This window comes from Curtobacterium sp. 1310, assembly GCF_017834105.1.
In the GTDB taxonomy this organism is placed as follows: Bacteria; Actinomycetota; Actinomycetes; order Actinomycetales; family Microbacteriaceae; genus Curtobacterium.
Genome location: NZ_JAFICY010000001.1, coordinates 853,452 through 866,832, shown reverse-complemented (window position 1 = coordinate 866,832; position 13,381 = coordinate 853,452). Strand labels below are relative to the sequence as shown.

The following is a 13,381-nucleotide window of genomic DNA, read 5'->3' as shown; positions in this document are numbered from 1 at the left end:
CCCTCCGCTGCTAGCGTGGGCGGGCGCCGGACGGCGCGCGACACGAGGGGGATCGCATGGGGAACGCAGCGCGCGGCGCAGTCGTGGTGGCAGGGGCGGTGGCGACGGTGGTCGCTCTGTCGGGGTGCAGTGTGCTCGGGGCGGGGACACGGATGGCCGAGGCGCCGGCTCCGAGCGCGAGCGCGACGACGGCGGCGACGCCCGGCACGGCGTCGTGTGACCTGGCCTCCGGGACCGGTTCGGTGTCGATCGAGGAGACCGCGGACGCCTACCGCGTCGAGTGGTCCGGCGTGCCGACGGACGACGACGGGGCGCGGCAGGAGTACCAGGTGCAGCTCGGCACCGCCTCGCAGGACGACCACATCACGATGTACATCGAGTTCGACAGCATCACCGGGGCGACCACCTACGGATGGTTCGACCCGGACACCCTCGACGTCGATCCGGTGCCCGGTGACCCGGACACGTCGGCCGGCACCGTGGTCGGTGTCTTCCCGAAGCAGCGGGACATCGACGCTTCGTACTGGTCGCCGTCGTGGTCGAAGACCACCACCGAGGACTCGGACACGACGTACTGCACCGAGGACGGCCAGGTCCTCGACTGGACGCCGCTCGACTGACGTGACTTGTCCGCGTCCCGTTCTGGGGGCGTCGCTGACAGCGGCTCAGGTGCAGGATCGATGCGTGCTGCAGTCACTGGTGTACATGAGTTCCGCCACCGAGCCCTTCGACGAGGGTGACCTCGAGGCGGTGCTCGACCACGCCCGGACACGGAACACCGCCGACGGGCTGACCGGCATGCTCGTGCACCGCGGCGGGCGCTTCATGCAGCTGCTCGAGGGGCCGTACGACGCGGTGATGGCGACGTACGCGCGCATCGTCGCGGACGAGCGGCACGACGACGTCCGGCTGCTCGTCGAGGAGTCCATCCACACGCGACGGTTCCCGGAGTGGTCGATGGCGTACGACCGCGAGACCGACGGCGTCGAGGTGCCCGATGGCTTCAGCACCTTCCTCGACCACGGAGACGACAGCGCCGACCAGAGCCGCCCCCGCGAGCTGCTGCGGTGGTTCCGCAACCACCCGATGGCGGACCCGACGGCGGCGAAGGGCAAGCACCGGCGCGACGCCTGACGCCCTGCCGCCGTCGCGCTCGGAGACCCGGATCGATCGGGTCATACTGGTTCGGTGACGACACTGCGAGGCATGATCCGCTCGACCGAGACGCGCGAGGCCGAGGGCTACGCGGACTCCGTCGTGGCGGCCAAGGAGGCAGCCGTCGCCGCGCTCGACCTCGACGGGTTCGCGCTGCTGCAGACGAACGCGGTCGAGAGCAAGGCGACGGGGGAGACCACGATCAAGGCGACCGCGCGGTCGACTGCGACGCGGGAGCACGAGGCGTCGGGGCCGAACTACGTGGCGGCGCTGGCGGCGTACCGGAACACCGTGCCGGAGGGGTGGCAGGTACAGCACGTGTGGGTGGTGGCGGAGTAGCCGCAGGACGAGGCCGTCGTGAGCACATCCGAGACGATCGACGAGCCGTTCGCGAACGAGTTCGTGGCGGCTGTCCGTGCCCGCTTCCACGACAGCGGACTCCTGCGTGACGGCATGGAGTGGGTCGCCGGTGGCGTGCAGCCGCCGGACGCGGCGGTCATCCTCTACCGGGACCGGCCCGGCGGACCTTCACTCGGTCGGCGCTAGCTCCTGCGGGAGTACTCGGCGCTCTTCGGCGGTGCGACGGCGCAGTGGCTCGCGACGGAGGCGTGGGTGTCCGACATCACGGCCCCGTCGGGGGACGGCGAGCGGAAGGACGTCGACTGGGCGGATGGACTCGTTCCCGATCAGGCCGAGGTCCGCTGGCTCGACCAGGACCGGCGATGCGCGTGCCCTCCTGACGGGAGGACGCGCACCGTCGCCCTCGGGGCGAGGAGCCTCAGCGCTGCTCTGTGGCCAGCTTGCTGTGCTTCCGCGAGTACCCGAAGTACACCCCGAGCCCGATCGCGAACCAGATCGCGAACCGCACCCAGGTCTCCCACTGCAGGAACGTCACGAGCCACAGTGAGGCGACGACCCCGATGATCGGCACGACGGGCATGAACGGGAGACGGAACTGCCGGTCGAGGTCGGGCTGCCGGTAGCGCAGCACGATCACTGCCGAGCAGACGACGACGAACGCGAGCAGGATCCCGATGTTCGTCAGCTCCGCGACGACGCCGATCGGCAGCAGCCCCGCGAGCACCGCCGACGCGATGCCGAGGATCCACGTCACCCGCGTGGGCACGTGCCGCTTCGGGTCGGTCTTCGCGAACCACTTCGGCATGAGCCCGTCCCGGCTCATCGAGAACCAGACGCGCGAGGCCCCGAGCATGAAGGTGACCAGCACGGTCACGATGCCGACGATCGCCCCGATCGCGATGACGTTCGCGACCCCGCCGAGCCCGACCGACGCGAACGCCGACGAGAACCCCGAGGCGGGGTCGATGTCGGTGTACTTCTGCATGCCGGTGAGCACGAGCGTCGCCAGGACGTAGAGCACCATCGCGATGCCGAGCGACAGCAGGATCGCCTTCGGCATGTGCTTCCGCGCGTCGGTGGACTCCTCGGCGGCGGTGGACATCGCGTCGTAGCCGAACACCGCGAAGAACACCGTGGCGGCGCCGGTCATCACGCCGCCGAAGCCGAACGGGAAGTACGGCGAGTAGTTCGCGCTGTTGATGTGGAACACCCCGAGCACGACGATGAGCACGACCAGGGCGACCTTGATCGCCACGGCCACGAGCTCGAACCGCGCGGCACTGCGGATGCCCCGGGTGAGGACGAAGGCCGTGAGCAGGCAGAGCAGGATCGCGAAGACGTCGACCACGTGGCCGTCGCCGGTGCCGGGTGCACCGAGCATCCACGCGGGCAGGTCGATGCCGAACTGGCCGACGAGGAACCCGACGTAGCCGGAGATGCCGATCGCGACGACGGCGACGATGGCGGTGTACTCGAGCAGCAGGTCCCAGCCGATGAACCACCCGACGACCTCGCCGAGCACGGCGTAGCCGTACGTGTAGGCGCTGCCGGCCTTCGGGATCATCCCCGCGAACTCGGCGTACGACAGCGCGGCGGCGGCACTGGCGACACCGGCGATCAGGAAGCTGATGAGGACGGCGGGGCCGGCGACGCCGTTCGCGACGGTGCCGGCGAGGGTGAAGATGCCCGCGCCGATGATGCCGCCGATGCCGATGGCCGTGAGCTGCCAGGGGCCGAGGTGCCGTTTCAGGCCGCCCTCGCCCTCGGGGTCGTCGTCGATCGTGTCGATGGGCTTCCGCCGGAAGATCCCCTGTGTCGTCGTCGTCACGCGCCCACTCTGCTCCTTCTGCGGCGGCGGTGGTAGACCCGGTTGCATGCAACGTGCTGCTCGTGTCGAACCCGGTCCCGGCCAGGAGTCCGTCTGGGACTACCCGCGTCCTCCCGCCGTCGAGGCGGTCCCCGACCGCGTCGTCGTGCGGCTCGGCGGGACGATCGTGGTCGACACGACCGACGCCGTCCGGGTGCTCGAGACCTCGCACCCGCCGGTGTACTACGTCCCGATGGCGGGGCTCGAGCTGCGTCCGGCGCAGGGGTCGAGCATGTGCGAGTTCAAGGGGCGTGCGCGCTACTTCGACGTGGTCGGCGGGGACGGCGTCGTCGCGCCCCGGGCGGCGTGGAACTACCCGACGCCGGAGCCCGGGTACGAGGACCTCCGCGACCGGGTGGCGATCTACCCGTCGGCGATGGACTCCTGCGAGGTCGGCGGCGAGGTCGTGCAGGCGCAGGAGGGCGACTTCTACGGCGGGTGGATCACCTCGCGGGTGGTCGGACCCTTCAAGGGCGGGCCGGGCACGCTCGGCTGGTGACCGCCCGCCCGGTGGCGGCGACGGGGCGGAGGTCCGCCGCGCCTCCAGGCCGTCGACCGGTGATGGATGACCGCGGTCAGCGGCGCGCGTAGGGCGACCAGAACGGCGGCGGGAAGCCTCCGTCGGTCGCGAAGGTGAGCAGCTGCCAGGCCGTCATCACCAGGCCGAGGCCACCGAGCACCATCCCGATCCACGCCCAGACGCGCACGGCGCGACGTCGACCGGCGATCCGGACCGCGCGGACGCCGCAGAGCACGCAGACGATGCCGAACACGGCCTCGAGGAGCACGTGCCGCGCCATGTCGGCGGCGGGCACGATGATGCCCATCCAGAGCGAGAGGGGAGCGAGCAGCACGGCGACGGTCGCGAGGACGGCGGGCGGTTCGTGGTCGCGAGCGACGGCTGCCATGGGTCCGAACGTACCGACCCGTGGCCCGGTGCGCTCGCCTCCGGGGACGGCCGGTCCGCGCATCACCGCGCGACGCGCCGGACGGACACTGCGCGAGCGAGCACGATGAGGGCATGCGTTCCTTCGTCCGTGTCCTCCTCGGTGCTGCGCTCGTCTTCGCGGGCACCAGCCACCTCACCTTCGCCCGTCGTGACTTCCGCGCCCAGGTGCCGGACTTCGTGCCGCTCGACACGGACACGACCGTGCTGGCCTCCGGTGTGGCGGAGATCGGGCTCGGCAGCGCGCTGCTCTTCACGCCGCGCAGCCGCCGGAAGACCGTCGGCACGGTCGCGGCCCTGTTCTTCACGGTGATCTTCCCGGGCAACCTGTCGCAGTGGGTGAACCGCCGCGACGCGTTCGGCCTCGACTCCGACGAGAAGCGCGTCGCTCGTCTGTTCGGGCAGCCGCTGCTCATCTGGGCGGCGCTCTGGTCGACCCGCGGGTCCGGTACGGGGCGCTGATGGCTGTCCCGGCGGCGTCGCAGGACCCGGACGTGTCGTCCGGGTCCGTCGGCGTGGCCGGGTCGGACGGGGCGGCTGCTGGGGTCGGGTCGGACGGGGCGGTCGCGTCGGCTTCGGCGGTCGGGTCGGACGGGGCGGTTGCGTCGGCTGTCGCGGTCGGCCGGGAGGCACGGCTCGCTGCACGCACGCACCGTCGCGTCGCGGACGTGGTCGCCACGGTGCTGCTGCTCGTCCTGCTGGCCGTCGAGTCGGTGGCCGTCGGTGGCGGCATCGTCTTCCTGTCGATGGCCTTCCACTCGTGTGCGGCGCCGGGGAACACCTGCGACGCCGGGCTCGGCGGCGGGGTGGTGACCGTCGGTCCGGTGCTCGTCGTGCTGGTGCTCGTCGGGACGGTCGTCGGTTGCGTCGTGCGGCTCGTCCGGCGACGGCTCGCGTGGCCCCTGGTGCTGGTCGGCATCGCCGCGCAGGTCGTCGTGTTCTTCGCTGCCCTGCTGCTCGTCGACTCCGCCGTGCAGCACGGGTTCTGACGCTCGTCCTGCCGGGCTCCTGCCGGGGATCTGCCGGGCTGCTGCCGGTCTTCCTGCACAGGGTTTGGTCTCGGCATCGTCGTCCACAGATCGTCGGTCGACGCTGCTGCCCGCCGGGCTCGGGCCGCAGGCTCGGAGCATGTCAGGAACCGAAGTGCTCGACCAGCTGTTCACCACGTCCGCCCGGACCGACGCCGACGTCGTCGCCCTCGTCTCCGGGGTCGTCGGGCCCCCGATCCGGCGGCAGTGCTGGGTGCTCTTCCTCGACGAACGGGCGCTGCCGATCCCGTTCCTGCTGCCCGTGTCGGACCTGCCGCTGCAGCCGGACGAGCACGTCGAGGACTTCGCCACGCTGGTCGCGGAGGTCTGCGTCGACAACGCTGCGTCCGAGGTCGTGCTCGCGTGGGAACGGCCGGGTGAGACGCAGCTGTTCCCGGTCGACTGGGAGTGGATCGACGCCTGCGCGTGCGCCTTCGCCGAGCGTGCGGTGCGACTGCGGGGTCAGGTCGTCGTGAACGCCACGGGGGCGTCGATGGTCGAGCTCCACGACGCCGAGGAGCTCGGGCCGGTGCTGCGGTGACCTCAGCCCTGGGGAGCGGTGTCCGGCACCGACTGCCCCGTGAGGCCCTCGACGACGGCCTTCGCCTCCGGCCAGAACTTCGCGTAGTGGTCCGGGTCCGCGTTGATCTGCACCGCGTGCGCCATCTGGGTCGGGGTCATCGTCTTCCACCCCGGCGTCTTCACGAGCTTCGCGTAGAACATCGTCGCCGCCGTGTACGGGTCCATCCGCTGCTCGTACGTGCCCCACGCGCCGTTGTCGCGCTGCTGGAAGAGCCCGCGGCTGTCCGGTCCTGCGGCGTCCCCGTGGTCGAGGTTCACCAGGCTCGACTCGCCGATCGCGGTCATCACGCCGACGGCCTGGGTGTGCGGGCCGATGCCGAGCGCCTGGGCGGCCTCGATCACGTACGCGGCGTTCACCAGGCGGTCCTGGCAGAAGCCGGCGACCGGGCCTGCGGGCACCACGATGCCGCCGATCGTGCGCGAGGCGACGTCGGGACAGGCGGGCGCCGCGGTCACGGACTTCGCTGCGCCGGTCAGCGAGTGCACCGCGATGACGACGACGACCACCACGCCGATGACGGCCGCGACCACGCCTGCCCCGAACACCGAGGCGATGGTGATGCCGGCGCGGCGCATGTCGGGGTCCTTCCGGGCGGGCGGTCCGTCGCGAGTACCGGACGGTCGGGTGCAGGGCACGACGAGCGTACGGGCGTCGGCTGGGAACCGCAGCCGCCCGATCGGGGGTGTCGGCGGCCCCGTGCTCCCGGTCGGTCTTGTCGGCGGCGCCCGTCTCCGGTCAGTCGCGTCGGCGGCCGGATCGGAACGCAGCCGACAGCGAGACCAGGACGATCGTCCCGATGGAGATCGCGAAGATGACCTCGGACGCCTCCATCAGCCGTCCCGGCGGTGGCCGTCCGCGTCGCCGTGTCCGCCGTCGCCGTCCTCGTGGTGCCGGTGGCCGGTGCCCGGACGGACCACCGCGGTCGGCTCGGTGACGAGTCCGGTGGGCGCCTTCTCGGTCTGCTTCCGGCCGTGCGTGAACCACGTGAGGAGCCAGAGCAGGACGCCGAGCCCCAGCAGTGCGCCGGCGATCTGGTACTGCTGCGGGTCGCGACCGGACGAGAAGGGGAGGACGAGCCACAGGCAGGTGACCACGCCGATGACGGGGATCACGACACCGGCCCGGAAGTGCTTGTGCCCGACGCGGTCGCGACGGAGCACCAGCACCGAGAGGTTCACGACCGTGAAGACCGAGAGCAGGAGCAACGAGGTCGTGCCGCCGAGGACCACGACGATGGGGGAGTCCGGGTCGAGCGAGACCCAGCCGATGAGCAGCAGCGAGATGACGGTGGTGAAGACGATCGCGGTCGACGGCGTGCGACGCGCCGGCGACACTCGCGAGAGGAAGCCTGGCAGCACGCCCTGCTTGCTCATGCCGTACAGCAGCCGGGACGCCATCATCATGTTGATCAGCGCGGTGTTGGCGACCGCGAACATCGAGATGAACGGCAGCAGGTCGGCGATGGGGAAGTCCGGCGCCGCGGTCTGCACGACCGTGACGAGCGGGGTCTCGTTGCCGGCGAGCTCGCCGATCGGCACGACCGCGACGGCGCAGATCGACACGAGCACGTAGATGACCGCCGTGATGCCGAGGCCGGTGAGCATCACCTTCGGGAAGATCCGCGACGGGTCCTTGGTCTCCTCGGCCATGTTCACCGAGTCCTCGAAACCGACCATCGCGAAGAAGGCCAGCGAGGTCGCGGTCGACACCGACAGCAGCAGCGTCTTGTCCTCGGGGGTGTCGAACATAACCACGCGCGAGAAGTCCGCGTTGCCACCGGCGATCGCCCAGAAGCCGATGAGGATCACCATCACCAGACCGGACAGCTCGACCAGGGTGAGCACCACGTTCGTCTTGACGCTCTCACTGACCCCGCGGAAGTTGACCGCCATCACCGCGAGCATGAACCCCATCGCGATGAGCATGACGACGCCGTTCGGCAGCTCGAGGCCGAAGCCGGCGCCGAGGTTCGCCGCGAACGCCCGCGAGGCCGTGCTCGCCGACGTGATGCCCGAGCACATCACGATGAACGTGACGATGAAGGTGACGAAGTGGATGCCGAACGCCTTGTGCACGTAGAGCGCGGCGCCCGCCGTCTGGGGGTACTTCGTCACGAGCTCGAGGTACGAGAACGCCGTGAGCAGGGCGACCGCGAAGGCGATGAGGAAGGGGAGCCATGCGGCACCGCCGACCTCGGCGGCGACCTGGCCGGTGAGCGCGTAGACGCCCGTCCCCAGGATGTCGCCGACGATGAAGAGCAGCAGCAGCTTGGGACCGATGACGCGCTTGAGCGTGGGCTGCTCCTGCTGCGTCGTGTCCGACTTGGTGGTGGTCATACGTCAGCCTTTCCCGAGGGATGGCACTCTGTCTACTCTCACAGGAAGATCGACGCCGGCTGCAACACGCCCGTGATGCGATCGCGCGGTCGCTCACGGGCTCCGGTGGCTACGCTCCGGGGCATGCACGACGATTCCGACACCACCGAAGAGCCCGTCGAGTTCGCCGACTTCAACGCCAAGCTGCTCGTGCTCGACGTCCTCTGCTACGACCTCGACGTGCTGGAGCCCTACGACGGCGACGAGGACGAGGACGCCGGTGAGGACCTCGACGTCGAGGGACAGGACGACCGCGCTCGCGAGTACTACGACGACCTCGACCTGCTGCCGTCGCACTTGGCGCTGGTGACCGAGCTCACCGTCGACTCCGACCTCGAAGTCCTGCAGGACGTCCACCCCGGGTGGGACGGGTCCGACGACCGCTACGACCCGCAGAACTGGGACGACGTGCTCGACCTCCCCGCGCTGACGACCGTGTACGCCGCCGCGCCGCTGCCCGCGCACGTGACCGAGCGCCTGGCAGCCAAGGGCGTCGAGGTCCGCTCCGCCTGAGCCCGCGACGCTCGGGCGCCGAGGCATCGCAGCCGCGCAGTGCGTGCGGGCCCACGCGACATTGCAGTTATCGTACGACAGCGACATCGTCGTTCCGCCCGCACACTGAGCGTTCGCGGGCTCGTGCGACATCGCGGTTGTCGTGCGACAGCGTCATCGTCGTTCCGCCCGCACACTGAGCGTTCGCGGGCTCGTGCGACATCGCGGTTGTCGTGCGACAGCGTCATCGTCGTTCCGCCCGCGAGCCCGCCCGCACACTGAGCGTTCGCGGGCTCGTGCGACATCGCGGTTGTCGTACGACAGCGGGTCCGTCGTTTCGCTCCCACGGTGCTCGGCTGTGTGGGCTGGTGCGACATCGCGGGTGTCGTCCGACAGCGGATTCGTCGTTCCGCCCGCCCGGGCCGCGCTACCCCTGCAGCGCCCGCACCTGCTCCGTGAACTGCGCCGCGCCGCCCTGCGCCGGGTGCCGCACCGCCACGGCGTCGATGCCCGCCAGCGCGAGCGCCCCCTGCGCCTTCCGCCCGACCGCGACGACCCGCACGTCCCGGCGGCGACCGGCACGATCGGCGGTACGCGCGTGCCGCAGCGCCTCGAGCAGCGCGAGTGCGACGGGAGCCCCGGCGCGGACCTCGGCCGGACGCGGGGTCCGGTTCGTCTGCCGGTCGGGCGCGACGAAGGGGTGGTGCGGGAAGATCGCCCAGGCCAGGGGGAGCGGACCCGACCAGTCCTGCAACGCCGCGTGCACGACCCGGGACGACGCCTCCCACGGCGCGGTCGGCTCCGGCGGCACGAGGACGTCGAAGCCGAGCGTGCCGAGCTCCCGCATGCTCGTGAAGGGGATGCCCGTGTTGGTCATGCCGCGCCAGCCGGGGGCCTCGGCGACGAGCACGGTGTCGGCCGCTGCCCCGACGTGGGACAGGTAGGCCGACAGGTTCGTACGTCGGAGTCGCCCCTCGGCCGAGTCGGTGGAGTAGAGCGCTTCGGCGTCCTCGGCCACCGGCACGGCGTCGAGCGCAGCCCAGAACCCCGACAGGTCGAGCCCGCCAGCCGGCCCTGTCAGGTCGAGCCCGTCAGCCGACGCCGCCGGGGCGAGCGCGCCAGCCGACCCCGACGGGTCGAGCCCGCCAGCCGACTCCGGCCGCTCGATCCCCGCGCCTCCGGCCGTCACGAGCGTCCGAGCACCCGCCGGTACACGTCCTCGAGTCCGGCCGCCGAGCGCTCCCAGCTCAGGCGCTCGGCGTGCTCCCGACCCGCGGCGGCGAGCCCGGCCGCGTACGTCCGATCGGTCAGGATCCGTTCGATCTCCGCAGCCCAGTCGCCCGGGTCCCGGGACTCGAGCACGACCCCGGTCTCCCCGTCGACCACGGCCTCCCGCAGCCCACCGGCAGCCGCCGCGACGACGGGCACCCCGGAGGCGGAGCCCTCGAGCGCCACGAGTCCGTAGGTCTCCGAGTGCGACGGCACGAGCACGGCCGCTGCGCCACGGAACAGGAACGCCAGGTCGGCACGCGATTGCGGACCGACGAAGGTCACGCGGTCGGCGATGCCGTGCGCGGCGGCGAGCCGACGCAGTTCGTCCACGTAGTCGCCTGCCTCGCTCGAGGCGTCGCCCGCGATGACGAGGGTGGGGCGGACCTCCTGGCCGATGCCCGCGACCGCCTCGATCGCCAGGTCGAGCCCCTTCAGCGGCTGCACGCGTGCCGCCGCGACGACGTACGGTGTCTCCGCGCGGCGCGCGCCGGCGCCGGCGGGGCGGAAGACGGACCCGTCGACGCCCGGCGGGACGATCCACGTCCGCGACTCGTCGCCGCCGAGACGCGTGCGGACGGTCGACGCCTCGGCGGACGACACGACGACGACGGCGTCGGAGTCGCGCGCCAGCATCCGCTCACCCGCGGGACGGCCAGCGGACTCGGGACGCTCGCCCTCGGACAGGGGAGTGTCCGACTCGGCCGCGATGGAGTGGAAGGACTGCACGTGCGGGATGCCCCGCTCGCGGGCGACGGGCAGGGCGGCGACGCCGGAGAACCAGTGGTGCGAGTGCAGCACGTCGTAGGGGCCGAGTTCCTCGAGGCCCGCCCGGAACGGCTCGATGAACGCGTCGTGCTCGCCCTTCGGCACCGGCTCCGCTGGCCCGGCGGACAGGAACCGCAGGCACACGCCCGGCACGAGCGAGACGCTGTCCGGCTGCGTGGGCGCCGACCGCCGCGTGATGATCTCCACCTGGTGGCCGCGGTCGGCCAGGGCCTCGGCCTGGTGTCGGACCACGACGTTCATGCCGCCGACCTCGCCGGAGCCGGGCTCGTCGCCGGGGGAGGTGTGCAGCGACACCAGCCCGATGCGCAGGGGTTCGCTCGTGGTGCTCACGGCGTCGAGCCTAGCCGCGCGGCCGCCGCTGCGACCCACGCGCGGGTGCCACCACGACGGGCTTGCGGCCCGCCTCGTCCGGTGGGTCGGACGGGAGGCCCGGGTCACCTCCCAGCACCTGCACCCGTTCGTCGCCGTGCCGCTCCCAGAACGCGGCGGTCCAGGCGCACAGGGCTCCGTCGAGCAGGTCCTCCCGGTGCTTGTGTGTCGGCCCGTGCAGCACCGACGGGTCGGCGAGCCCGGCCGTCAGGGGATGGGAGTCAAGCAGCAGCGGCGGGTCGAGCGGGGTCGTGCGCAGCCGGTGCACCAGGTCGTCGAACGCCTCCGCGCGCCGCTGTCGGGCGACGGCGGCCGGGAGCTTCAGGTCGAGGCGCTTGTAGCGCGGACGCTCGTCGTCGTAGCCGAGCTCCTCGACCCCCACGAGGGTCGTGTACGGGTAGCACTCGAACGCCGCCTGCCCGGTGCGCTCCCGCATCGCCGCGGTGTCGCTGACGTAGCCGATCCCGAGGTCCGTCAGCCGGTCGAGCAGCCGTGCCCCGGCGCTCGCCGCCGAGGCGAGGTTCGTCGGGTTCGCCGCGACCTTCCACCGGCCGTAGCGTTGCCCGACCTGCCGCTCGGCCTCGCGGATGCCGCTCGGGTTCGTCACCACGAGCGAGGCGTCGACAGCTACCAGGGTCCGTCGCCCGAGGTGCGCCGCGATCCAGTCCGTCACGGCGTCGACCCCGCGGGCCCACCCGGCGTCCGTGATCGTGCCGTCGTCGGCCATCGCGACGAGACCGGTCTCGTTCGCGGGCTTCCGGTCGCTGCCGAGGCCCCACGCCAGGTCCACCCCGAGGTACGCCGTCACCGGTCCATCGTGCCCGGCGTCGCTCGGTCGACGCTCCACGCCCGTCCCCGTGCCGCTCGCCGGCCCTCCGCAGCCGCGCCTGAGCGGACAGGACACGCCGCGCGTGGCGCGCCGAGCGGGCGGAACTCGTCGGCCGACGGCGGTGCGCGTGACAGATCTGGCCCGCTCGGCGGAGAGAGCTCAGCGGGGAGAGCTCGGCGGGGAGGGCGGGGCCGAGGGCAGGCGGGGGCGGGGCCGGGGACGCCCGGAGCGCCGGCCGTGTACGGTCCGCTGCATGGCGAGCGAGGCGACGACGCTGACGGTCCCGGGTCCGGACGGCGACCGGGAGGTGCGGATCAGCAGCCCGTCCCGCGTGCTCTTCCCCGAGGTCGGCATCACGAAGCTCGACCTCGCCGAGTACCTGGTCGCCGTCGGGGAGCCCTTCGTCCGGGCCAACGGGGACCGACCGATCTCGCTGCAGCGGTTCGGGTCGGGCATCGACGGGGACTCGTTCTTCTCGAAGAACCCGCCGAAGGGTGCTCCCGAGTACGTGCGCGACGTCGTCGTCACCTACCCGAGCGGCCGGTCACACCCGCAGCTCGTTGTCGACGAGCCGGCGGTCGCGGTGTGGGCAGCGCAGATGAACACCGTCGTGTTCCACCCGTGGGCGAGCCGCGCCGAGGACTCCGACCACCCCGACCAGCTGCGCATCGACCTCGACCCGCAGCCGGGCACCGACTTCCACGACACCGTGCCGGTCGCGCACGAGCTCCGGAAGGTGCTCGACGAGGTCGGGCTCACGGCGTGGATCAAGACCAGCGGCAACCGCGGCCTGCACGTGTTCGCACCGATCCGGCCCGAGCACGAGTTCCTCGACGTCCGTCACGCGGTGATCGCGGCGGCGCGGGAGCTCGAGCGGCGGATGCCCGACCGTGTGACGACGGCGTGGTGGAAGGAGGAGCGCGGGCAGCGCGTCTTCGTCGACTTCAACCAGGCGAACCGCGACCGCACGATGGCCGGCGCCTACAGCCCGCGAGCCCTGGCACATGCGAGCGTCTCGACGCCGATCACCTGGGACGAGCTCGACAGCGTGGACCCGACGACCCTGACGGTGATCGCCGTCCCGGAACGGCTGCGGACCCTCGGCGATCCGTGGGAGTCGATGCACGCGGAGCCGGGGGACATCGCTCCGTTGCTCGGGTGGTGGGAACGGGACCTGGCGTCCGGGCTCGGCGAGCTGCCGTTCCCGCCCGACTTCCCGAAGATGCCGGGGGAGCCGCCGCGCGTGCAGCCGTCCCGGGCCAAGAAGGCCTGAAGCGCGGAACGGACCGTGCGAGACGGACCGGCCCTGACCGGGCCGG

General features: G+C 72.0%; 17 protein-coding genes. 10 read left to right on the top strand and 7 right to left on the bottom strand.

Going from position 1 to position 13,381, the window contains the following annotated elements; translation table 11 throughout:
* Positions 1-56: 56 nt before the first annotated feature.
* From JOD95_RS04000 to JOD95_RS03985, 4 genes are all read left to right on the top strand, one after another.
* On the top strand, positions 57-620 hold the full coding sequence (locus tag JOD95_RS04000) for a hypothetical protein (RefSeq protein ID WP_209683197.1): 564 nt from the start codon (positions 57-59) through the stop codon (positions 618-620).
* 1 nt (position 621) lies between these two features.
* The gene (locus JOD95_RS03995) at positions 622-1,134 is read left to right on the top strand and encodes a BLUF domain-containing protein (protein WP_307810362.1); all 513 of its coding nucleotides are present in this window, start codon (positions 622-624) and stop codon (positions 1,132-1,134) included.
* Positions 1,135-1,206: 72 nt separating this feature from the next.
* Complete coding sequence (locus tag JOD95_RS03990; protein ID WP_209683191.1) at positions 1,207-1,494, top strand: hypothetical protein; 288 nt, start codon at positions 1,207-1,209, stop codon at positions 1,492-1,494.
* 18 nt (positions 1,495-1,512) lie between these two features.
* Positions 1,513-1,701: a hypothetical protein gene (locus JOD95_RS03985; RefSeq protein ID WP_209683188.1), complete on the top strand. Its 189-nt coding sequence runs from the start codon at positions 1,513-1,515 to the stop codon at positions 1,699-1,701.
* A gap of 232 nt (positions 1,702-1,933) precedes the next feature.
* On the opposite strand, the gene JOD95_RS03980 is transcribed toward JOD95_RS03985, so the two are convergent.
* Positions 1,934-3,343, bottom strand: coding sequence for an amino acid permease (locus tag JOD95_RS03980; protein WP_209683185.1), 1,410 nt, complete (start codon positions 3,341-3,343; stop codon positions 1,934-1,936).
* Between the two features lie 46 nt (positions 3,344-3,389).
* On the opposite strand from JOD95_RS03980, the gene JOD95_RS03975 reads away from it, so the two are divergent.
* Positions 3,390-3,881 (top strand): DUF427 domain-containing protein, encoded by a 492-nt coding sequence (locus tag JOD95_RS03975; protein WP_209683183.1) that lies wholly within the window; start codon positions 3,390-3,392, stop codon positions 3,879-3,881.
* Positions 3,882-3,957: 76 nt separating this feature from the next.
* On the opposite strand, the gene JOD95_RS03970 is transcribed toward JOD95_RS03975, so the two are convergent.
* Complete coding sequence (locus JOD95_RS03970; RefSeq protein WP_066653595.1) at positions 3,958-4,290, bottom strand: hypothetical protein; 333 nt, start codon at positions 4,288-4,290, stop codon at positions 3,958-3,960.
* A 113-nt stretch (positions 4,291-4,403) separates the two neighbouring features.
* Here JOD95_RS03970 and JOD95_RS03965 point away from each other — a divergent pair, with 113 nt between their 5' ends.
* From JOD95_RS03965 to JOD95_RS03955, 3 genes are all read left to right on the top strand, one after another.
* Positions 4,404-4,790, top strand: a complete 387-nt coding sequence (locus JOD95_RS03965) for a hypothetical protein (protein WP_066653598.1) — start codon at positions 4,404-4,406, stop codon at positions 4,788-4,790.
* On the top strand, positions 4,790-5,317 hold the full coding sequence (locus tag JOD95_RS03960) for a DUF6264 family protein (RefSeq protein ID WP_209683180.1): 528 nt from the start codon (positions 4,790-4,792) through the stop codon (positions 5,315-5,317). The genes JOD95_RS03965 and JOD95_RS03960 overlap by 1 nt, the downstream gene beginning before the upstream one ends.
* Before the next feature lie 139 nt (positions 5,318-5,456).
* A complete protein-coding gene (locus JOD95_RS03955; protein ID WP_144411277.1) occupies positions 5,457-5,897 on the top strand; it encodes a hypothetical protein in 441 nt (146 codons plus the stop codon).
* Positions 5,898-5,899: 2 nt separating this feature from the next.
* On the opposite strand, the gene JOD95_RS03950 is transcribed toward JOD95_RS03955, so the two are convergent.
* Together JOD95_RS03950 and JOD95_RS03945 are read right to left on the bottom strand one after the other, a co-directional pair.
* A complete protein-coding gene (locus JOD95_RS03950; protein WP_209683177.1) occupies positions 5,900-6,514 on the bottom strand; it encodes a hypothetical protein in 615 nt (204 codons plus the stop codon).
* Between the two features lie 255 nt (positions 6,515-6,769).
* A complete protein-coding gene (locus JOD95_RS03945; RefSeq protein WP_245171099.1) occupies positions 6,770-8,275 on the bottom strand; it encodes an APC family permease in 1,506 nt (501 codons plus the stop codon).
* Positions 8,276-8,398: 123 nt separating this feature from the next.
* Between JOD95_RS03945 and JOD95_RS03940 the strand changes: the two genes are divergently transcribed.
* Positions 8,399-8,827 carry a hypothetical protein gene (locus tag JOD95_RS03940; protein ID WP_209683174.1) on the top strand — a complete coding sequence of 143 codons (429 nt, stop codon included), beginning with the start codon at positions 8,399-8,401 and terminating at the stop codon, positions 8,825-8,827.
* A 406-nt stretch (positions 8,828-9,233) separates the two neighbouring features.
* On the opposite strand, the gene JOD95_RS03935 is transcribed toward JOD95_RS03940, so the two are convergent.
* From JOD95_RS03935 to JOD95_RS03925, 3 genes are read right to left on the bottom strand one after another with little or no spacing between them, the layout of a single operon-like run.
* Entirely contained in the window at positions 9,234-9,995 is a 762-nt protein-coding gene (locus JOD95_RS03935; RefSeq protein WP_307810361.1) for a hypothetical protein, read from the bottom strand.
* The gene (locus JOD95_RS03930; RefSeq protein WP_066658004.1) at positions 9,992-11,194 is read right to left on the bottom strand and encodes a glycosyltransferase; all 1,203 of its coding nucleotides are present in this window, start codon (positions 11,192-11,194) and stop codon (positions 9,992-9,994) included. The genes JOD95_RS03935 and JOD95_RS03930 overlap by 4 nt, the downstream gene beginning before the upstream one ends.
* Before the next feature lie 10 nt (positions 11,195-11,204).
* Entirely contained in the window at positions 11,205-12,041 is an 837-nt protein-coding gene (locus tag JOD95_RS03925) for a DUF429 domain-containing protein (protein WP_209683172.1), read from the bottom strand.
* 274 nt (positions 12,042-12,315) lie between these two features.
* On the opposite strand from JOD95_RS03925, the gene ligD reads away from it, so the two are divergent.
* Entirely contained in the window at positions 12,316-13,335 is a 1,020-nt protein-coding gene (gene ligD / locus JOD95_RS03920; RefSeq protein ID WP_209683169.1) for a non-homologous end-joining DNA ligase, read from the top strand.
* The last annotated feature ends 46 nt before the right edge of the window (positions 13,336-13,381 follow it).